Genomic DNA, 19,716 nt, shown 5'->3' on the forward strand with positions numbered 1-19,716 from the left:
CGAGTGCCCACACAGATTGTCTGATAAATTGTTAAAGAGCAGTGAGTTACGCGCTTTCGCTTGCTAACTCGAGGTGGCGTATATTACGCTTTCCTCTTTCAGAGTCAAGCGTTTATTTTCGCTTTTCGTCTGACTGACGGGCCGGTTTGTAAGCCGTTGTGCCGTGTCAGTGGAGGCGCAGTATAGGGATTTTCTGGAAGCTGACAAGTGTTTATTGCAAAAAGATTACCAAGCGTCTTTTTTTTCGCCAAAAGCACTGTAAAAGGTCTGTAATACGGGATTATTGCTGTTTTAAGCATCAGAAAAGGAGACATGGTGGCATACTCATAATAGAAACAACGCTAAAGGAATTGCTTTTATGTCTCTCTCTGCCCAACAACTCGCAGCTCAAAAGAATCTTTCCTATGTCCTTGCGGAAAAACTCGCTCAACGCATTCTCAAAGGTGAGTACGAGGCGGGTAGCATCTTGCCTGGTGAAATAGAGTTAGGTGAACTCTTCGGCGTAAGCCGCACGGCGGTAAGGGAAGCAGTAAAGACATTAACAGCAAAAGGTATGGTTTTACCTCGCCCTCGCATCGGTACCCGCGTAATGCCCCGCGCCCACTGGAACTTCCTTGATAAGGAATTGCTCACCTGGTGGATGACAGAAGAGAACTTTAACGATGTGGTGGATTACTTCCTTATTATGCGTAATAGCCTGGAACCACAAGCCTGCGCATTAGCCGCGGTAAATGGTACGCGTGAGCAGAAAGCTACTCTCAACGAGATGATGGCAGAGATGGTTAAATTGAAAGTCTCATTTGACCGCCAACGCTGGATAGAAGTTGATATGGCCTACCACGAACAAATCTATGCAATGAGTGGTAATCCTTTCCTTGGTTCTTTCGCTAACTTATTCCGTTCTATTTATTACAATTACTTTACTGCTATAACCGACAAAGAAGTTATCAAGCTCGATTTGCACCAGGCAATTGTTGATGCCATTACCTTGGGTGATAGCCAGGCCGCGTTAGTCGCTGGTCAGACACTATTAAAAGAACCCTTCGAACACGGGTAAAGTCTCACGTTCTCCTGCGTGCCTTAAAACATCAGGACAAAAATGACTAAAACAGCTCGCAGTATGGCCGGGTTACCGTGGATTGCGGCGATGGCTTTCTTTATGCAGGCGCTGGATGCCACGATTCTAAACACCGCATTACCCGCAATTGCCCATAGCCTGGGCCGTTCGCCGCTCGCAATGCAATCCGCGATAATCAGTTACACCCTTACTGTTGCGATGCTGATCCCCGTCAGCGGCTGGCTTGCCGATCGCTTTGGCACTCGACGCGTATTTATGGTCGCGGTATCACTCTTTACTCTCGGATCGTTCGCCTGCGCGATGTCCAGTTCGCTCGGTGAGTTAGTTGTCTTCCGTGTGATACAGGGAATTGGCGGGGCAATGATGATGCCGGTCGCACGTTTAGCGTTATTACGTGCCTATCCACGCAGTGAATTACTCCCGGTTTTGAATTTCGTGACCATGCCTGGCCTGGTCGGCCCCATCTTAGGCCCACTTCTTGGTGGTGTTTTAGTTACGTGGGCAAGCTGGCACTGGATTTTCCTCATTAACATACCTATCGGTATTCTCGGGCTAATCTACGCGCGTAAGTACATGCCGAATTTTACGACACCACGTCGCGGGTTCGATATGACTGGCTTTCTGTTGTTTGGTTTAAGCCTGGTGTGTATTTCGAGTGGAATGGAATTATTCGGCGAGCGCATTGTTGCCAGCTATATAGGTATCCTGATTATCATCAGCGGGCTGCTTCTATTAACATTCTATATCTGGCACGCACGTCGCCACCCAACGCCACTTATCGCCCTCCCGATGTTCCGCACCAGAACCTTCTCTATCGGTATCGTTGGGAATCTTGCCTCACGCCTGGGAACTGGCTGCGTCCCCTTCCTTATGCCTTTAATGCTACAAGTCGGTTTTGGCTATTCGGCGTTAATCGCCGGATGCATGATGGCACCCACAGCAATGGGCTCACTACTGGCGAAATCGACCGTGACACAGGTATTACGTCGTCTGGGTTACAGAAAAACGTTGGTTGGGGTGACTCTGGTTATTGGTTTACTGATTGGCCAATTCTCATTGCAATCGCCGGGAATGGAAGTGTGGTTGCTGATATTGCCACTGTTTATTCTGGGGATGGCGATGTCGACGCAATTCACCGCCATGAATACCATAACGCTTGCCGATCTCACCGATGAAAACGCCAGTAGCGGCAACAGCGTTCTGGCCGTAACGCAGCAATTGGCAATTAGTCTTGGGGTAGCAGTGAGTGCAGCGGTGCTCAGGCTGTATGAAGGTATAGAAAGTATTAACACTGTCGAGCAGTTCCACTACACCTTCCTGACTATGGGCGCAGTGACGTTAGTTTCAGCTCTGGTGTTCCTGTTGTTACGCCCGAAAGATGGGCGCCACATGATTAAACGCTAGACTGAACCGCGCTCTACCAGTTCTGGTGTCAGGAACAGACGCTGTTGTTCCAGAGTGGGTTGCGCCATGCGATGTATCAGAACATCCACGGCCAACTCACCCAACTCATCTTTGGGTTGATGAATAGTCGTGAGCGGCGGCGTCATATAACGCGCAAGCTCTATATCGTCATAGCCGACAACCGCCATATCCTGCGGAACCTTCAAACCGGCCTGATACAACGCCTGATAAGCGCCTACAGCCATCGCATCGTTGCCCGTGAATACCGCATGCGGTGGTTGTTCCAGCGCAAGAAGCGAATTCATGGCCGTGAAACCACCCTCGAACTCAAAATCACCGATGATTTCGTAGCCTTCATGGATCGCAAGCCCTGCGCGATTCATTGCATTTCTGTAACCTTCGAGCCGCAACCGCGCAGGCGTTTTATCCTGCGGCCCCGTAATGCAGGCGATGCGGGTATAGCCATTATCAATAAGATGCTGCGTTGCCCGTTCGCCGCCTAATAAAGAGTTGTCCTGAATAACATCGCTTTCACCTTCAAACGGCGACCAGTCCATCATCACGGTAGGAATAGAAGGATAACGGCTCATGATATCTGCCGAAGGAAGGTGTGTTTCTGTGCACAACAGCAACAAACCGTCGACACGTTTTTGCAGCAGTGTCTCCAGATTGCGATTCATGCGCTGCTCATCACCCTCGGTGTTACACAATACCAGGCTGTAACCGCGCTCAAAGCAACTCCGTTCAACACCACGCACCAGCTCTGAATAAAACGGGTTGCTACTGGCGGTGATTAACATCCCAATAGTGTGCGTTTGATTGAGCTTGAGACTGCGCGCCAGCGCAGAAGGCGCATAGTTAAGAGTTTTGATGGCGACATCGACCTTAGCGCGAATAGCATCACTCACGAAACGATCATTATTGATAACGTGCGAAACCGTTGAAGTCGAAACTCCCGCCAATTTCGCGACGTCTTTCATGGTGGGCATGATTATCCTTGCTGCTGCAAAAAATCGTCGATTTCATGACGCCACGGCACGGAAGGTTGTGCACCTTTGCGCGTCACAGCAATAGCGGCGGCCGCATGAGCAAAACGAATCGCATCTGCCATCGGCTTCTCTTCCAGCAATGCGGTGACTAGCGCACCATTAAAGGTATCGCCTGCGGCAATGGTATCCACTGCTTTAACCTTAAAGCCGGGCACTCGCTGCCCTTTGCCATTTTCACTCAACCAAACGCCACGGCTGCCCAACGTAATAATGACGGTTTCGATGCCTTTCGCGTGCAATGCCTGAGCAGCAACCGCCGCGTCATCGTCATTTTCGATACGAACACCAGTGAGCTTTTCAGCCTCGGTTTCGTTTGGTGTGATCATATCCACCAGCCCGAGCAGCTCATCTGATAGCTCGCAGGCAGGTGCAGGATTGAGCACAACTTTGGTTTGATTTTGATGGGCAATTTTAGCCGCGGCCAGCACGCTTTCCAGCGGAGACTCAAGCTGCATTAAAAGCACTGAAGCTTCAGCGATTTTCTGATTCTGTTCCGCCACCAGCGCGGGGGTTAATGCCCCGTTCGCTCCAGCGTGGATACCAATAACGTTTTCCCCAGCACCATTCACGAAAATAAGCGCCACGCCGGTTGAAGCACCTTTAATAGTGCTAATCGGGGATGTATCGATTTTGTCACTTGCCAGCTGTTTGCAAACGCGGCTACCGGTGTCGTCATCGCCAACACAGGCAATAAAAGCAATATCTGCGCCGCTGCGCCCAGCTGCAACAGCCTGATTCGCCCCCTTTCCACCGAACGCCACCTGATACTCTTGCCCAGTGACGGTTTCACCCGGCGTAGGAAAATGTTCGAGGTTAAGGATATGGTCAGCATTAATGCTGCCCAGGACGACGAGATTGCCTTTAGTTTTCATTTTTATCAGTCCAGTTAAGTGCGCCACCCAGATTAGTGGGTGGCGCGATGCCCTGCTTTTCTTAATGTCGTCTTATTTAGTAACCAGCTTCAGGTCAACTGGGATCTTGGAGTCGACTTTCTCGCCTTTCAATACTTTATCTGCGGTTTCTACACCGATAACACCAATCTGGTCAGCCATCTGTGCAACAGTTGCACCCAGTTTGCCGCCTTCTACTGCTTTCACGCCATCAGCGGTGCCATCGAAGCCAACAACCAGAACATCGGATTTACCGGCAGTTTGCAGCGCACGCAGTGCGCCCAGCGCCATTTCATCGTTCTGAGCAAATACCGCCTGCACATCAGGATGCGCAGTCAGCAGGTTTTGCATAACGTTCAGGCCTTTAGTACGGTCGAAGTCAGCAGGCTGGCTCGCCAGAACAGTAAATTTATGCGCTGCTGTCGCTTGTTTGAAGCCTTCGCCACGTTCACGCGCAGCTGATGCCCCTGCAATACCTTGCAGCTCGATAACTTTCGCGCCGTCACCGAGTTTCTTGGCAATGAAGTCACCCGCCATTTTCCCGCCAGCGACGTTATCAGAAGCGATGTGACTGACCACGGAGCCCTGATTTGCCATACGGTCGAGCGTAATCACAGGGATTTTAGCCTGATTAGCCATTTTCACTGCATTACCAACTGCATCAGAGTCGGTTGGGTTGATAAGCATCAATTTGGTGCCGCGAACGGTCAGGTCCTGCACGTTGGCCAGCTCTTTCGCAGGGTTGTTTTGCGAATCCAGCACGATCAGGTTGTATCCCAGTTTGTCCGCTTCTTTTTGCGCGCCGTCTTTCAGTGAAACGAAGAACGGGTTATTCAGAGTCGATACAACCAGCGCGATGGTGTCTTTAGCCATCGCGTTTGCGCTCACGGTGGCGCTCAGTGCAACAGCGGAAACCAGGGTAGCCAGCTTTTTCATATTCATATTCAGATGTCCTGTAGGGTTATGATTGTTACTGCTTTTTGTTGTCCACCAGCACCGCCAGTAAAATAACCACTGCTTTGACGATCATCTGGTAATAAGAAGAAACACCTAATAAATTCAGTCCATTGTTCAGGAAGCCGAGGATCAGTGCACCGATCAGCGTCCCGACAATACGCCCTTTACCGCCCGCAAGGCTTGTACCGCCCAGAACTACCGCCGCGATAGCGTCCAGCTCATAGCCCGTACCCGCCGTCGGTTGTGCGGAAGAAAGACGCGCCACTTCGATGATCCCAGCCAGAGAGGCCAGCAGACCACACAGTGAATAAACGATAATTTTGACTTTGTTTACGCTGATGCCAGACAAACGCGTCGCCGCTTCGTTACCACCCAGCGCATAGATATAACGGCCCAGGCGCGTGTGATGCAGCATGTACCACGCAGCCAGGAACACAACACCCATAATCCACACGGGTGTAGGGATCCCCAACGGACGGCCAATACCAAACCAGCCAAAGAGATCGGCATTATCAGAAAATCCGGTGTTTACCGGGCTACCATTGGTGTAAACCATGGTGACACCGCGCAGTAAAAGCATCATGACCAGCGTTGCAATAAACGCCTGCACTCGCCCTTTTGCCACAATCACCCCTGTCACAGCCCCGATTGCAGCACCTAGCGCCAGCGCACCCGCAACAGCCACCAGCGCATTGACTTCTAAACCCACAATCGAAGCGGCAACCGCTCCGGTTAGCGCCAGTAATGAACCGACGGACAGGTCGATCCCGGAAGTCAAAATGACCAGGGTCATCCCCACCGCCATAATGGCGTTCACGGAAGTTTGCTGCAGGATGTTGAACAGGTTATTTACGGTGAAAAAGTTCGGGCTAAGGCTCGAGACAATCGCAATCAGCACTAACAGAGCGATCAGCGATTTTTGATCAAGCAGCCACGCTTTTGTGAACCAGCGACGGGTAGGAATAGACTGGGTACTCATTTTACAGACTCCTGATTCACACGATTTAGCTTGCCGACGGCCGCCGCCATTAATATCTCTTGAGTGGCTTCTTCACGGGTAAACTCCCCGCCGAGATGCCCCTCATGCATCACCATAATTCGGTCACTCATACCCAGAACTTCTGGCATTTCAGACGACACAAGAATGATGCTTAACCCATCGGCTTTGAACTGATTGATTAACTGATAGATTTCTTTTTTCGCCCCGACATCAACGCCGCGCGTAGGCTCATCAAGAATCAGCACTTTAGGGCGCGTCATCAGACCACGGGCAATCGCGACTTTTTGCTGATTACCGCCAGAAAGCAGGCCGATGGGTTGTTCCATAGATGGCGTTTTGACATTGAACAGACGGATAAAGTCTTGCACTGCCTGCTGCTCATCTTTGTGTCTCAGGCTGCCGACGTTGTGACTGAAATAGCGTAGCGCGGTCAGCGACATATTTTCTTTAACCGACATGCCGAGTACCAACCCGTCACGCTTACGGTCTTCAGAGATATAAACAATGCCGTTTGCCAGACCATCTTGTGGTGAACGCGTCACCACTTCTCGACCATCAAGCGCCACATAGCCACCGGTACGCGGTAGCGCACCATAGAGCACTTTCATTAATTCGGTGCGACCCGCGCCCATCAACCCGGCAACGCCAAGAATTTCACCTTTGCGTAGCGTGAAACTCACGTCATGAACGCCTGGGCCAGAAAGGTTATCGACCCGCAACAGGATTTCGCCCGGTTGTTTATCAAGACGAGGATATTGATCTTCCAGTTTGCGTCCGACCATCATCTCAATAAGTGTATCTTCGGTCAGCGTCGCCACTTCGCGTTCGGCAATAAACTGCCCGTCGCGAAAGACGGTCACATCATCGCAAATCTCGAAAATCTCTTTCATACGGTGAGAGATATAAACAATGCCGCGCCCCTGCGCTTTTAGCTCGCGAATTACGCGGAACAGGGAGTCGGTTTCGGTATCGGTCAGCGCATCGGTCGGTTCATCCATCACGATGACTTTTGATTCAAAGCTCAGCACCTTGGCGATTTCAACCATTTGCTGATCGCCAATCGACAACTCACCGACCAGGCGCTGGCTGTTGAAGCGCAGATTAAGCTTCGCCAGCAGTTTGTCCGCCTCGGCGTACATTTTCTTCCAGTCGATTTTGCCGAAACGGCTGACAAATTCGCGCCCCAGGAAAATGTTTTCCGCAATGCTGAGCTGCGGAATCAGATTGAGCTCCTGGTGAATAATGCCGATGCCCGCTTCCTGTGAGGATTTTGGACCATTAAAAGTCGTTTCTTTCCCCAGCCATAACAGCGAGCCGGCATCGCGTTGATAGATACCGGTCAGGACTTTCATCATGGTGGATTTGCCAGCGCCGTTCTCTCCCACAAGTGCCATTACGCGACCAGGGTAGACGTTCAACGCTGCGCCAGAAAGGGCTTTAACGCCAGGGAACGATTTATCGATCCCTTTTAATTGCAGTAAGGGTTCCATGCCGGCCTCAGAACGTTACGCCAGCACAGAGAATGATATTCGCATACGGGGAACACTCCCCGCTGCGAATAACCGCATGAGCATCGGCGGTATGTTGCTTGAACTGCTCATGACTGATGTAACGAATAGAAATGGTGTTTCCCTGGTGTTGTTGCAGTTGCTCGATCTGTTTGAGCAACGTTTCGTGGAGCTCTGGATTATGTTGTTGGATTTCCTGAGCAAGGATCGCTGCTTCAACCTGCATCTCTTGCGTTACGACTTCAACGACCTGCATAAAACTCGGTACGCCGTGAGTCAGAGCCAAATCAATACGCGGTGTATTGCGTGGAATGGGCAACCCGGCATCGGCAATCACCAGCGTGTCGGTGTGGCCAAGACGGGAAATAACAGACGAGATATCAGCGTTGAGAACAGTGCCTTTCTTCATTTTCTTACTCCACTAGCGAAACGTTTCGCTGATAAGAAGTGTAGGAAATGAAGAGGTGATTAAACAACCATGAAGTTATGAAAATGTGATCGCTATCGAAACGTTTCGCGCACGCATGACAAACAAGGAAAAATGAGAGCGCGAACATTCACGATATGAACCGCGGAGGGTCGTGATTAGGGGGAAGTCTCGGGATTACATTCCTGGAGGGACGCCAAACCCAGAAGTCACCCTGAGTATCCCGAGATAAAAAAAACGCCCCTTCGATTGAAGAGGCGTTAGCGTTAAATCTCGACCTGAGTCCCTAGTTCGATAACCCGGTTTGGCGGGATTTCGAATTGGTCAGGCGCTCGCAGGGCGTTGCGTTGCAGTGCGAGGAACAGCTTGCCGCGCAAACGCAGATACCACGGACGTTTGCCGATAATCAGCGACTCATGCGACATAAAGAACGATGTCTCCATCATTCGGCAGCTCAGCCCTTCCAAACCGCAACGGTGGAACACCTCTTCCACATTTGGCGTTTCACGCCAACCGTAGCTTGCGACCACTCGCCAGAAGGTTGGCGACAACTGCTCGATAGAAACACGCTTCACATTATGAACGTACGGCGCATCTTCGGTTCGCAGCGTCAGCAATACCACTCGCTCATGTAGCACTTTGTTGTGCTTGAGGTTGTGCAGCATCGCAAAAGGAATCACGTTCAGCGCGCGGGACATATAAACAGCAGTACCCGGAACACGAACTGGCGGCGATTTTTCCAATGAAGCAATCATCGCTTCCAGTGAATTTCCATGTTCATGCATACGACGCAGCAGACGGAAACGCTCGCTTTTCCAGGTCGTCATGATAATGAACATGACCAACGCCAGACAGAGCGGTAACCAACCACCCGAAAAGACTTTTACAGCGTTTGCTGAGAACAGCGGAATGTCGATTAACAGGAAGCAAATCCCCATCAGCAACACCGCAATTTTATTCCAGTGCCAGTTTTTACGCGCCACAGTGCAAGAGAGGATTGAGGTCAGAACCATGGTGCCAGTCACCGCAATTCCGTACGCCGCAGCCAGATTGCTGGAATGTTCAAAGCTAACAATGACAATCACCACGGATATATAAAGTATCCAGTTAATTGCTGGAACGTATATCTGCCCGGACTCCATTTCCGAGGTGTGGATGATACGCATCGGCGACAAATATCCCAGACGTACGGCCTGGCGAGTCAAGGAGAACACACCAGAGATAACGGCCTGAGAAGCGATAACTGTCGCAAGCGTTGCCAGAATCATCAGCGGGATTAACGCCCAGTCAGGTGCCAGCAAGAAGAATGGGTTCTTGATGGCTTCAGGCGTTTTCAGTAATAACGCTCCCTGGCCGAAGTAATTCAGCACCAGTGAAGGCAGAACGACTGAGAACCATGCAATACGAATCGGGAACTTACCGAAGTGCCCCATATCCGCGTACAACGCTTCAACACCCGTAATAGAAAGCACAACCGCACCAAGTGCAAAGAACGAAACGGATTTATATTCGAGGAAGAAATGCACAGCCCACGCCGGATTCAGCGCCTGCAGCACTTCAGGGTTAGCGATAATACTGCGCGCTCCTAACACCGCCAGCACCAGGAACCATAGCAGCATAACCGGTGCAAACAGCTTACCCACCATCCCCGTGCCGTGTTTCTGAATCATAAACAGCAACGTCAGTACGATGATAGAGAGAGGAACGATGTAAGGGTCGAGAGACGGTGCGGCAATCTCAAGCCCTTCGATGGCCGACATCACCGATATCGCCGGCGTGATGACCACCTCGCCATAGAAGAAGCTGCCGCCGATCAATCCCATGATCACCAGCACCGATGTCATTTTTGCCGACGTATTACGCCCAGCCAATGACATTAACGTCAAAATACCCCCTTCACCGGCGTTATCAGCACGCATAACAAAAGACAGGTATTTTACAGAAACGACTAAAATCAAAAGCCAGAAAATCAAAGATAAAAAGCCAAATACGGCGTCACGTTCAACACCAAATCCAAATTGGCCAGACAGACATTCACGAAGGGTATAAAGCGGGCTAGTACCGATATCGCCGTACACTACCCCAATTGCAGCCAGCGTTATTGCAGGCAATGATTGTTTATTATCAGCGCTCATAGACTAATCTTTTGTTGGAATCCCGAAAGCGTGTGCTTAATCCCTTGGCCCACAAAAAGGCGCACAGTATGCACGATAATGAAGTAAATCGTACCCCTAAATACAACAGGCTTAGCTTATGTCAGGGAAAAAAGAGCCGCTCACCAATCCATTAACGATAATACAGATGAACGATATACTCGCTTTTTCGCTTAGTGATAACCGCGTAAGGATGCAACGCTAATTATGGCTCAATCACATTTATTGGCTGAAAGAATTTCACGACTTAGCCAGGCTCTGGAAAAAGGATTGTTTGAACGAAGCCACGCGGTGCGCCTCTGCCTGTTGGCAGCACTGAGTGGTGAAAGTGTTTTCTTACTTGGCCCTCCAGGGATCGCCAAGAGTTTGATTGCGCGCCGTTTGAAGTTTGCCTTCCAGCATGCGCGCGCCTTCGAATATCTGATGACACGCTTCTCCACGCCTGAAGAAGTATTTGGGCCATTATCCATTCAGGCTTTAAAAGATGAAGGCCGTTACGAGCGTCTGACGGCGGGTTATCTGCCAGAAGCTGAAATCGTCTTTCTTGATGAAATCTGGAAAGCGGGCCCTGCCATTCTGAATACTTTGCTAACCGCCATAAACGAACGTCGTTTTCGCAATGGTGCGAGTGAAGAAAAAATCCCAATGCGTTTGCTGGTGGCCGCCTCCAACGAACTGCCGGAAGCAGACAGCAGCCTGGAAGCTTTGTATGACCGTATGCTGATTCGCCTGTGGCTCGACAAAGTGCAGGATAAAGGTAATTTCCGCTCGATGCTCACCAGTCAACATGATGAAAATGGCAATCCTGTACCAGAAAACCTGCAAATCACAGACGACGAGTATTTCAAATGGCAGCAGGAAATTGGCACCGTTTTGCTGCCTGATAACGTCTTTGAACTGATATTCACCTTACGTCAGCAACTCGAAAACGCTGCGGGTGCACCTTATGTTTCGGACCGACGCTGGAAGAAAGCCATTCGCCTGCTGCAAGCCAGTGCCTTCTTTTGTGGCCGAAACGCCGTCGCTCCGATTGATTTGATCCTGCTTAAAGATTGCCTGTGGCATGACTCTGCCGCGATGAATCTGATGCAACAACAGATTGAAATATTGATGACCGGACACGCATGGCAACAGCATGCAATGCTTGGAAAATTGGGTGCCATCGTGCAGCGCCGTATTCAGTTGCAACAACAGCATAGCGACCGTGAAGCTATCACCGTGACCAAACAGGGTGGGATGTTTACCCGTCGCCCACAGTACAAATTGCCTGACGAGCTCGTCGGTGAAACGCTGACATTACTGCTTCAGCAGCCGCTGAAGCTGCACGATATCGAAGTTATCCACGTGTCTATTACCCGCGAAGCTTGCGCACAATGGCTCGTAAAGGGAGGAGAACTGCGCGGCAAGCTCAACGGTATCGGTTTTGCACAGGTACTGAATATGGAAGTCGACTCCAGCCAACATCTGGTTCTGCGCGATGTCAGCCTGCAAGGCACGCGATTGGTGATGCCGGGTAAACAGCAACAAGGGATACCAGAGGAGATCAAACAGCAATTCGATGATCTGGAAGCTATCCTCCACCAGCAACATGAACGTTTTAACGATCAGCAAAAATGTCTCTTTATACACAACGATTGGCTAGGAAAGATTGAAGCCAGTCTGCAAGATGTTGCAGAACAAATTAAACAGGCTCGGCACTAATGCTCAGCGTTGAGACGCTCGATCTCATCCTCGCGATTGGCGAGGGTGAATTAATAGAAGGGATTATTATCACGCTGCTGGCGGCGCCGCAGTTTGCCGTCTTTTTTGAGAAATTCCCGCGCCTGAAAAACGCGGTGGCCAAAGACATACCGCGCTGGAGAGAGTTACTGAAGGCGCGCTTACATGACACAAACGTGCCGCAAGAATTGGCTCGCGAAGTATTGTGCTTTCAGGAAAGCCAGTTACTCACAACCAGTCAGTTATCCGCAAAACTTCCCGAAATTTTACTTCTGCTGAAAAGTGTCGATTCCCCTTTTTACGGGCAAGCACAAACGCTGGTGGCGGAAATGCCTCGCCTGACGCCAGCGCAACAAACGCTTTTTTTACAACGCTGGCGTTTGAGTCTGGTGGTGCAGACCACTTCGCTTAACCAACAATTGCTCGAAGAAGAGCGTGATCAGTTGCTCGCTGAAGTGCAACAGCGTCTGGCATTAAGCGGCCAGCTTGAGCCGGTACTGGTCGACAACGATAATGCTGCGGGACGGCTTTGGGATATGAGCGCCGGTTCGCTTCAGCGCGGTGATTATCAACTCATCGTCCAGTACGGTGAGTTTCTTGCAAGCCAGCCGGAATTACTCAAACTTGCAGAACAACTTGGTCGTTCCAAAGAGGCTAAATCAGTCCCGAAGAAAGATGCGCCGACTGAAACCTGGCGCATGCTGGTACGTGAGCCCGCCACGGTACCTGAACAAGTTGATGGCCTGCAGCGTAGCGATGACATCTTGCGTTTGCTGCCACCTGAATTAGCCACGCTGGGTATCACCGAACTGGAATACGAGTTCTACCGTCGGTTGGTGGAAAAACAACTGCTGACTTACCGATTACATGGCGATTCATGGCGCGAGAAAGTCGTCGAGCGTCCCGTGGTTCACCAGGATTTTGATGAACAACCACGCGGGCCATTTATTGTTTGCGTCGATACGTCTGGGTCAATGGGCGGCTTTAATGAACAATGCGCCAAAGCTTTTTGCCTGGCACTGATGCGCGTTGCGCTGGCAGATAACCGCCGCTGTTTCATCATGCTGTTTTCCAGCGAAGTGGTGCGCTACGAAGTGTGTGGTACGGACGGTATTGAGCAAGCGATCCGTTTTCTAAGCCAGCGTTTTCGTGGCGGCACTGATCTCGCCAGCTGTTTCAGGGCGATTGCAGAGAAAATGCAGGGTAGCGAATGGTTTGACGCTGATGCAGTGGTCATTTCCGACTTTATCGCCCAGCGTTTGCCTGACGACGTCGTGACGAAGGTGAAGGATCTACAACGTATTCATCAACATCGTTTCCACGCGGTGGCGATGTCGACACATGGCAAACCCGGCATCATGCGCATTTTCGATCATATCTGGCGCTTTGATACCGGGATGCGAAGCCGCCTGCTGCGTCGCTGGCGGCGTTAATCATTTACAGCAATGAGTCAACTTTAGCGTGAAGCTCAGCCGGCCACACGCCGCACTGAACCTGACCAATGTGCGGCTGTTGCAGCATCAGCATAACCAAACGAGACTGACCGATACCGCCGCCAATGGTTTGCGGCATTTCGCCTTTTAGCAGTGACTGATGCCATTCAAGTTGCAGACGATCGTCATCACCGGTCACGGCCAACTGGCGTTTTAGCGTCTCAGCGTCAACACGGATCCCCATTGAAGAAAGCTCAAATGCATCTTCCAGAATAGGGTTCCAAACCATAATGTCGCCGTTCAAACCTTTGAAGTCACCCTGACTTGCCGTTGACCAGTCATCGTAATCCGGCGCACGAACATCATGACGTTTCCCGTCAGCCAACTTACCGCCAATTCCAATCAGGAAAACAGCGCCCAGTTCTTTAGCAATTGCACGCTCACGGCCTTTCGCATCCAGGTCCGGGAAACGCTGCTGCAACTCTTCACTATGAACAAAATGGATTTGCTCAGGCAGGAAAGCGGTCAAACCGTACTGTTCGCTCACCGCGGCTTCCGTAGCTTTCATTGCAGCCCAGATGCTTTCTACAGTTTGCTTTAGCGTACCGAGATGACGTTCTCCTTCGCCCATTACGCGTTCCCAATCCCACTGATCGACATACACAGAGTGAATTGGAGTCAAACGGTCTTCATCGGGACGAAGGGCTTTCATGTGCGTGTAAAGCCCTTCGCCCGCGCTGAAGTCGTGCTGGCCGAGTGTTTTTCTTTTCCATTTGGCCAGCGAATGCACCACTTCAAACTGCGCGTCAGGCAAGGTTTTCACCTTAACCTGCACCGCTTTTTCGCAGCCAGACAGATTGTCCTGAGTACCATCACCCACGCGGCTAAGAATCGGAGCCTGGACTTCCATCAGGCCCAGCTTTTCTTCAAGTTGACGGGAGAAATGGGATTTCACAAAACTAATCTGGCGTTGTTTAGCGATGTAGGCAGTTTTCATGGCTTTCTCTTTATTGTGTTGTTTTACTGACGATGATTAAGCAACAAACCGGGCATAACATTCAATAATCAACAATAAAAAAGCCTTACATGTTTTTAATCGACTAATTTAAGGCTATAAAAGATGAACTATCGTTACTAATCATAGGAAAAAGTGATGGATAATTATCAGATCGACAATCTCGATCGCGGCATTCTTGACGCATTAATGGCAAATGCCCGTACCGCATATGCCGAACTGGCAAAACAATTCGGTGTTAGCCCTGGCACTATTCATGTGCGCGTAGAGAAAATGAAGCAGGCAGGGATCATTACCGGTGCACGGATTGACATCAGCCCTAAACAATTGGGCTACGACGTTTGCTGCTTTATCGGCATCATTTTAAAAAGTGCAAAAGATTACCCTTCAGCACTGGCCAAACTCGAAAGCCTGGAAGAAGTCACCGAGGCGTATTACACCACTGGCCACTACAGCATCTTTATTAAGGTGATGTGTCGATCGATAGACGCCCTTCAACAGGTACTTATCAACAAGATCCAAACAATTGATGAAATTCAGTCCACCGAAACGCTGATCTCCCTTCAGAACCCGATCATGCGTACCATCAAGCCCTGACAGCTATTTTTAATACCCATATTATCCACAGGTAGATCGCAGGCGTTACACAGCGTACAATGCCCATCGTTTCGAAAAGGTGGGATCGCAATGACAGAAGTTACGCTGATTAGCGGCAGTACCCTGGGCAGTGCCGAATATGTGGCTGAACATCTGGCTGAAAAGCTCGATGAAGCGGGTTTTACGACCCAGACGCTGCATGGGCCTCTGTTTGAAGATCTTTCTGTCAGCGGGATTTGGCTGATTGTCTCCTCAACTCATGGTGCCGGGGATCTTCCTGATAATCTTCAGCCGCTCTTTGATGCAATAAATGAAGAACGTCCGGATCTGAGTGCGCTTCATTATGGTGCTGTCGGGATTGGTAGTCGTGAATACGACACATTTTGTGGTGCGATTGAAAAATTAGACACCCTTCTGACGGAATGTGGCGCTAAAAGAGTGGGCTCTTTATTGAAAGTGAACATCCTTGATCACGACATTCCTGAAGATCCAGCCGAAGTTTGGGTCGGATCATGGAAGAATTTACTCCAGGATTTGTAAAGATCTCACTTTTATCTGTGTATAAGTATGCTTAAAACCTTGGGTTAAGCAGTAGTTATCCCAATAACAACTCCTGTTCACTTTTTGAGTTGTGCATAAGTACCGCTTTTGATCCCAGCTTATACGTTGTGGGATCACCGGAAGTTCACAGCTAACGATCCTTCTTAATCAATTGATCTCTTTACCATAAAAACGGTTATCCACAGAACATGCCGATCCTAATAAGAGATCATAATAAAGAGATCTTTAAATAAAAAAGATCTTCTTTTAATTACTCAAGATCCCAGGACTTTCTCGAAAGGCTAAAGTTAAGTTAGAATCGCCAACCCCGGGAAACAGTCATTCCCCATTCGCAAAACCGTGAGGCAGTACCATGTTTTATCCAGATCCTTTTGACGTCATCATCATTGGCGGGGGTCATGCAGGCACCGAGGCTGCAATGGCCGCTGCACGGATGGGTCAACAAACCCTTCTTCTGACACACAATATCGACACGCTGGGACAAATGTCTTGTAACCCTGCGATCGGCGGTATTGGCAAGGGACATCTGGTTAAAGAAGTGGACGCTCTGGGCGGTTTGATGGCGAAGGCTATCGATCATGCAGGCATCCAGTTTAGGATACTAAACGCCAGCAAAGGGCCTGCGGTACGGGCTACTCGTGCTCAAGCTGACCGTGTGCTGTATCGCCAGGCAGTTCGTACTGCACTGGAAAACCAGCCGAACCTGATGATCTTCCAGCAGGCGGTTGAAGATCTGATTGTCGAGAACGATCGCGTCGTTGGTGCTGTAACGCAAATGGGTCTTAAGTTCCGCGCAAAATCCGTAGTTCTGACCGTCGGGACGTTCCTGGATGGCAAAATTCATATCGGACTGGATAACTACAGCGGTGGCCGTGCAGGCGATCCGCCATCCATTTCGCTTTCACGTCGTCTGCGTGAACTGCCACTTCGTGTCAGCCGCCTGAAAACGGGCACACCACCGCGCATCGACGCTCGCACCATAGATTTCAGTGTGCTTGCCCAGCAGCATGGCGATACCCCAATGCCGGTATTCTCGTTCATGGGGAACGTCAATCAACACCCTGCGCAAGTACCGTGCTACATCACGCACACCAACGAAAAAACGCATGACGTTATTCGTAATAACCTCGATCGCAGCCCGATGTATGCAGGTGTTATCGAAGGGATTGGACCGCGTTACTGCCCGTCCATCGAAGACAAAGTGATGCGTTTTGCTGACCGTAATCAGCACCAGATCTTCCTTGAGCCTGAAGGGCTGACCAGCAACGAAATTTATCCAAACGGCATCTCCACCAGCCTGCCGTTTGACGTACAGATGCAGATCGTCCGTTCGATGGAAGGCATGGAAAACGCGAAGATCGTGCGTCCAGGCTACGCCATAGAATACGACTTCTTCGATCCTCGTGATCTCAAGCCGACGCTGGAAAGCAAATATATCCAGGGTCTGTTCTTTGCTGGTCAAATTAACGGGACTACCGGTTACGAAGAAGCTGCTGCGCAAGGTTTGTTAGCAGGCCTCAATGCTGCACGCTTCTCAGCCGAGAAAGACGGTTGGGCGCCGACTCGATCTCAAGCTTATCTGGGCGTATTGGTCGACGATCTTTGCACTCTCGGTACCAAAGAACCGTACCGCATGTTTACCTCGCGCGCCGAATATCGTTTGATGCTGCGCGAAGATAATGCCGATCTGCGTTTAACCGCTGTTGGCCGCGAAATGGGACTCGTGGATGACGAACGCTGGGCACGCTTCAACGAAAAACTGGAAAGCATTGAGCTTGAGCGTCAACGTCTGAAAGACATCTGGCTGCACCCGCATTCTGAAAGTGTTGAAGAAGTGAACGCCAAACTGAGCGCACCACTGTCTCGTGAAGCAAATGGCGAAGATCTGCTGCGTAGGCCAGAAATGACCTATGCTGAGATGATGCAATTATCTGTTTTCGCGCCAGGCCTTGAAGATCCGCAATCTGCTGAGCAGGTAGAAATTCAGGTCAAATACGAAGGCTACATCGCTCGCCAACAAGAAGAGATTGAAAAACAACAACGTAACGAAAATACGTTGTTGCCTGCAACGCTTGATTATCGCCAGGTGAGTGGTCTTTCCAACGAAGTGATCGCGAAGCTGAACGATCATAAACCAGTCTCAATTGGACAGGCATCACGCATTTCAGGCGTCACTCCGGCAGCGATTTCGATCTTGCTTGTCTGGTTAAAGAAACAAGGTCTGCTACGCCGTAGCGCCTGATGAACATATTTCAGGGCCGGGATATCCTGGCCCTTTTTTTGATGGGTATACACCGCCGTGCTTAACAAACTGAATCGCCTGCTGGATAGTGCAGGCATTACGTTGCCAGAAAACCAGAAACAACAACTGATAGGTTATGTTGAACTGCTCCACAAGTGGAACAAAGCCTATAACCTGACCTCAGTACGTCATCCAGATGACATGCTGGTACGCCATATTCTCGATAGCATTGTTGTGGAACCGTATTTACAGGGTTCGCGTTTTATCGATGTCGGAACGGGACCGGGACTGCCGGGGATACCACTGGCAATTGTGCGTCCTGACTCGCATTTTACGCTGCTGGATAGCCTGGGTAAGCGTGTACGCTTCCTGCGCCAGGTTCAGCATGAGCTGCATCTTGAAAACATCACGCCAGTGCAAAGTCGTGTGGAAGAGTTCCCTGCTGAACCCCCATTTGACGGCGTAATCAGCCGTGCTTTTGCGTCTATGACGGATATGGTGACCTGGTGCAAGCATCTTCCCGCTGAGAATGGCCGCTTCTATGCCCTCAAGGGGTTACGCCCTGATGATGAAATTGCAACCTTGCCTGAAAACTTTAGCGTCGAAGAAGTGGTTCGTTTGCAGGTCCCGGAGCTTGATGGCGAACGACATTTGGTGATGATTAAGGCAAACAAAACTTAATATTTATCAAAAAAAAGCGAAAAAGGATTGTTTCGCGAAAGTTAAAAATACAAAGGAAAATGGCTGACATTCCTGGTTACATTTAACGATATTGCAACTTGTGTGCACCGGGTTTTTAACTCGCCAGGTAATATTGATATTTAAAATGGTCAACATTGAAAATATAACCTTGCTAATTAATGTGTGAATTTTTTACCTGGCTCGATGTTAAAAGTTTAATAAAAATGTCAATGAAATGTTTTTGCAGTGTTTCAATGTGTTTTAAATAGAGTAGACAGTAATCAGCTTATTTATCAGACATCTGTGTTTCGCACTTTAAGAGGCAGACAAATGTACAACGCCTATGAGATGTTTGAATTGTGATCTGGTGCACGCTTTATTCGGCGGGTATTTCGGTTATTTGCAGTTTTCAGGAAAATAACCAGCATTCAGTAAAAGTTGAAAAATAACGGTACCGGAAAATATTTAAACTTTTGTTCACCTTTTTGCTACTTATTGTTTGAAATCACGGGGCCGCACCGTATAATTTGCTCGCTTTTTGAGGCTTGACTCGGAGTCGTAAAGGAAGTTTTATACGACACGCGACATACCCCGAAGGGAGCAGGAGTTAGGATACGCCATGTCTATGTCGCTATTGAGTAGAAACATTGCTCGTAAGCTTCTGTTCCTTCAGCTTCTAGCAGTGATAGCAATTGGATTGCTGTTTTGCCTCAAAGACCCCGCGTGGGGTGCTTCTGCTTTCGGCGGAGGCCTGGCAGCCTGGTTGCCAAATGCAGTATTTATGAATTTCGCCTGGCGTCACCAGGTGCATACACCGTCTAAAGGCCGTTTGGCCTGGACCTTTGCTATCGGCGAAGTGTTAAAGGTGATTGCGAGCTTTACCATACTGGTGGTGGCGTTAGCTGGTTTTAAGGCGGTATTGTTGCCGCTTATTGTGACGTGGGTTTCGGTGCTGGTTGTGCAGATACTCGCACCAGCTGTAATTAACAACAAAGGGTAAGA

The 19,716-nt window shown here is 49.8% G+C and carries 17 protein-coding genes; 9 read left to right on the top strand and 8 right to left on the bottom strand.

Features of this window, described 5'->3' with window-relative positions:
* The first annotated feature begins 358 nt into the window (after positions 1-358).
* Together BSPA111_RS15175 and mdtD are read left to right on the top strand one after the other, a co-directional pair.
* Positions 359-1,057 carry a FadR/GntR family transcriptional regulator gene (locus tag BSPA111_RS15175; protein WP_183271999.1) on the top strand — a complete coding sequence of 233 codons (699 nt, stop codon included), beginning with the start codon at positions 359-361 and terminating at the stop codon, positions 1,055-1,057.
* 42 nt (positions 1,058-1,099) lie between these two features.
* On the top strand, positions 1,100-2,482 hold the full coding sequence (gene mdtD / locus BSPA111_RS15180; RefSeq protein ID WP_183272000.1) for a multidrug transporter subunit MdtD: 1,383 nt from the start codon (positions 1,100-1,102) through the stop codon (positions 2,480-2,482).
* Here mdtD and rbsR read toward each other — a convergent pair.
* The 7 genes from rbsR to kup form a co-directional block, all read right to left on the bottom strand.
* On the bottom strand, positions 2,479-3,471 hold the full coding sequence (gene rbsR, locus BSPA111_RS15185) for a ribose operon transcriptional repressor RbsR (protein WP_183272001.1): 993 nt from the start codon (positions 3,469-3,471) through the stop codon (positions 2,479-2,481). The genes mdtD and rbsR overlap by 4 nt on opposite strands.
* A gap of 2 nt (positions 3,472-3,473) precedes the next feature.
* Positions 3,474-4,403 carry a ribokinase gene (rbsK, locus tag BSPA111_RS15190; protein WP_183272002.1) on the bottom strand — a complete coding sequence of 310 codons (930 nt, stop codon included), beginning with the start codon at positions 4,401-4,403 and terminating at the stop codon, positions 3,474-3,476.
* Positions 4,404-4,475: 72 nt separating this feature from the next.
* Entirely contained in the window at positions 4,476-5,363 is an 888-nt protein-coding gene (gene rbsB, locus BSPA111_RS15195; RefSeq protein WP_183272003.1) for a ribose ABC transporter substrate-binding protein RbsB, read from the bottom strand.
* 28 nt (positions 5,364-5,391) lie between these two features.
* Positions 5,392-6,357 carry a ribose ABC transporter permease gene (gene rbsC, locus BSPA111_RS15200; protein ID WP_183272004.1) on the bottom strand — a complete coding sequence of 322 codons (966 nt, stop codon included), beginning with the start codon at positions 6,355-6,357 and terminating at the stop codon, positions 5,392-5,394.
* Positions 6,354-7,868 carry a ribose ABC transporter ATP-binding protein RbsA gene (gene rbsA / locus BSPA111_RS15205; RefSeq protein WP_183272005.1) on the bottom strand — a complete coding sequence of 505 codons (1,515 nt, stop codon included), beginning with the start codon at positions 7,866-7,868 and terminating at the stop codon, positions 6,354-6,356. The genes rbsC and rbsA overlap by 4 nt, the downstream gene beginning before the upstream one ends.
* Before the next feature lie 7 nt (positions 7,869-7,875).
* Positions 7,876-8,295: a D-ribose pyranase gene (rbsD, locus tag BSPA111_RS15210; RefSeq protein ID WP_183272006.1), complete on the bottom strand. Its 420-nt coding sequence runs from the start codon at positions 8,293-8,295 to the stop codon at positions 7,876-7,878.
* Positions 8,296-8,579: 284 nt separating this feature from the next.
* On the bottom strand, positions 8,580-10,448 hold the full coding sequence (gene kup, locus BSPA111_RS15215; protein ID WP_183272007.1) for a low affinity potassium transporter Kup: 1,869 nt from the start codon (positions 10,446-10,448) through the stop codon (positions 8,580-8,582).
* A gap of 225 nt (positions 10,449-10,673) precedes the next feature.
* On the opposite strand from kup, the gene ravA reads away from it, so the two are divergent.
* Positions 10,674-12,167, top strand: coding sequence for an ATPase RavA (gene ravA / locus BSPA111_RS15220; protein WP_183272008.1), 1,494 nt, complete (start codon positions 10,674-10,676; stop codon positions 12,165-12,167).
* Positions 12,167-13,618 carry an ATPase RavA stimulator ViaA gene (gene viaA, locus BSPA111_RS15225; protein ID WP_183272009.1) on the top strand — a complete coding sequence of 484 codons (1,452 nt, stop codon included), beginning with the start codon at positions 12,167-12,169 and terminating at the stop codon, positions 13,616-13,618. Before ravA ends, viaA begins: the two co-directional genes overlap by 1 nt.
* A 4-nt stretch (positions 13,619-13,622) precedes the next feature.
* Here the strand turns inward: viaA and asnA are convergent, their stop codons facing one another.
* On the bottom strand, positions 13,623-14,615 hold the full coding sequence (gene asnA / locus BSPA111_RS15230) for an aspartate--ammonia ligase (protein WP_183272010.1): 993 nt from the start codon (positions 14,613-14,615) through the stop codon (positions 13,623-13,625).
* A gap of 156 nt (positions 14,616-14,771) precedes the next feature.
* On the opposite strand from asnA, the gene asnC reads away from it, so the two are divergent.
* The 5 genes from asnC to atpI all read left to right on the top strand — a co-directional run bounded on the left by asnC (position 14,772) and on the right by atpI (position 19,714).
* A complete protein-coding gene (gene asnC, locus BSPA111_RS15235; protein WP_034499887.1) occupies positions 14,772-15,230 on the top strand; it encodes a transcriptional regulator AsnC in 459 nt (152 codons plus the stop codon).
* A gap of 90 nt (positions 15,231-15,320) precedes the next feature.
* Complete coding sequence (gene mioC, locus BSPA111_RS15240; RefSeq protein ID WP_183272011.1) at positions 15,321-15,770, top strand: FMN-binding protein MioC; 450 nt, start codon at positions 15,321-15,323, stop codon at positions 15,768-15,770.
* A gap of 373 nt (positions 15,771-16,143) precedes the next feature.
* Positions 16,144-18,033, top strand: coding sequence for a tRNA uridine-5-carboxymethylaminomethyl(34) synthesis enzyme MnmG (gene mnmG / locus BSPA111_RS15245; RefSeq protein WP_183272012.1), 1,890 nt, complete (start codon positions 16,144-16,146; stop codon positions 18,031-18,033).
* Positions 18,034-18,090: 57 nt separating this feature from the next.
* Positions 18,091-18,714, top strand: coding sequence for a 16S rRNA (guanine(527)-N(7))-methyltransferase RsmG (gene rsmG, locus BSPA111_RS15250; protein WP_183272013.1), 624 nt, complete (start codon positions 18,091-18,093; stop codon positions 18,712-18,714).
* Positions 18,715-19,333: 619 nt separating this feature from the next.
* The gene (gene atpI, locus BSPA111_RS15255) at positions 19,334-19,714 is read left to right on the top strand and encodes a F0F1 ATP synthase subunit I (RefSeq protein WP_183272014.1); all 381 of its coding nucleotides are present in this window, start codon (positions 19,334-19,336) and stop codon (positions 19,712-19,714) included.
* The last annotated feature ends 2 nt before the right edge of the window (positions 19,715-19,716 follow it).

The organism is Buttiauxella sp. A111, from assembly GCF_014189855.1.
In the GTDB taxonomy this organism is placed as follows: domain Bacteria; phylum Pseudomonadota; class Gammaproteobacteria; order Enterobacterales; family Enterobacteriaceae; genus Buttiauxella; species Buttiauxella selenatireducens.

What these genes read in the sequence shown, in the direction of transcription:
- BSPA111_RS15175 (WP_183271999.1), top strand. Translation starts at nt 359, where the DNA reads ATGTCTCTCTCTGCCCAACAACTCGCAGCTCAAAAGAATCTTTCCTAT.
- mdtD (WP_183272000.1), top strand. Translation starts at nt 1,100, where the DNA reads ATGACTAAAACAGCTCGCAGTATGGCCGGGTTACCGTGGATTGCGGCG.
- rbsR (WP_183272001.1), bottom strand. Translation starts at nt 3,471, where the DNA reads ATGCCCACCATGAAAGACGTCGCGAAATTGGCGGGAGTTTCGACTTCA.
- rbsK (WP_183272002.1), bottom strand. Translation starts at nt 4,403, where the DNA reads ATGAAAACTAAAGGCAATCTCGTCGTCCTGGGCAGCATTAATGCTGAC.
- rbsB (WP_183272003.1), bottom strand. Translation starts at nt 5,363, where the DNA reads ATGAATATGAAAAAGCTGGCTACCCTGGTTTCCGCTGTTGCACTGAGC.
- rbsC (WP_183272004.1), bottom strand. Translation starts at nt 6,357, where the DNA reads ATGAGTACCCAGTCTATTCCTACCCGTCGCTGGTTCACAAAAGCGTGG.
- rbsA (WP_183272005.1), bottom strand. Translation starts at nt 7,868, where the DNA reads ATGGAACCCTTACTGCAATTAAAAGGGATCGATAAATCGTTCCCTGGC.
- rbsD (WP_183272006.1), bottom strand. Translation starts at nt 8,295, where the DNA reads ATGAAGAAAGGCACTGTTCTCAACGCTGATATCTCGTCTGTTATTTCC.
- kup (WP_183272007.1), bottom strand. Translation starts at nt 10,448, where the DNA reads ATGAGCGCTGATAATAAACAATCATTGCCTGCAATAACGCTGGCTGCA.
- ravA (WP_183272008.1), top strand. Translation starts at nt 10,674, where the DNA reads ATGGCTCAATCACATTTATTGGCTGAAAGAATTTCACGACTTAGCCAG.
- viaA (WP_183272009.1), top strand. Translation starts at nt 12,167, where the DNA reads ATGCTCAGCGTTGAGACGCTCGATCTCATCCTCGCGATTGGCGAGGGT.
- asnA (WP_183272010.1), bottom strand. Translation starts at nt 14,615, where the DNA reads ATGAAAACTGCCTACATCGCTAAACAACGCCAGATTAGTTTTGTGAAA.
- asnC (WP_034499887.1), top strand. Translation starts at nt 14,772, where the DNA reads ATGGATAATTATCAGATCGACAATCTCGATCGCGGCATTCTTGACGCA.
- mioC (WP_183272011.1), top strand. Translation starts at nt 15,321, where the DNA reads ATGACAGAAGTTACGCTGATTAGCGGCAGTACCCTGGGCAGTGCCGAA.
- mnmG (WP_183272012.1), top strand. Translation starts at nt 16,144, where the DNA reads ATGTTTTATCCAGATCCTTTTGACGTCATCATCATTGGCGGGGGTCAT.
- atpI (WP_183272014.1), top strand. Translation starts at nt 19,334, where the DNA reads ATGTCTATGTCGCTATTGAGTAGAAACATTGCTCGTAAGCTTCTGTTC.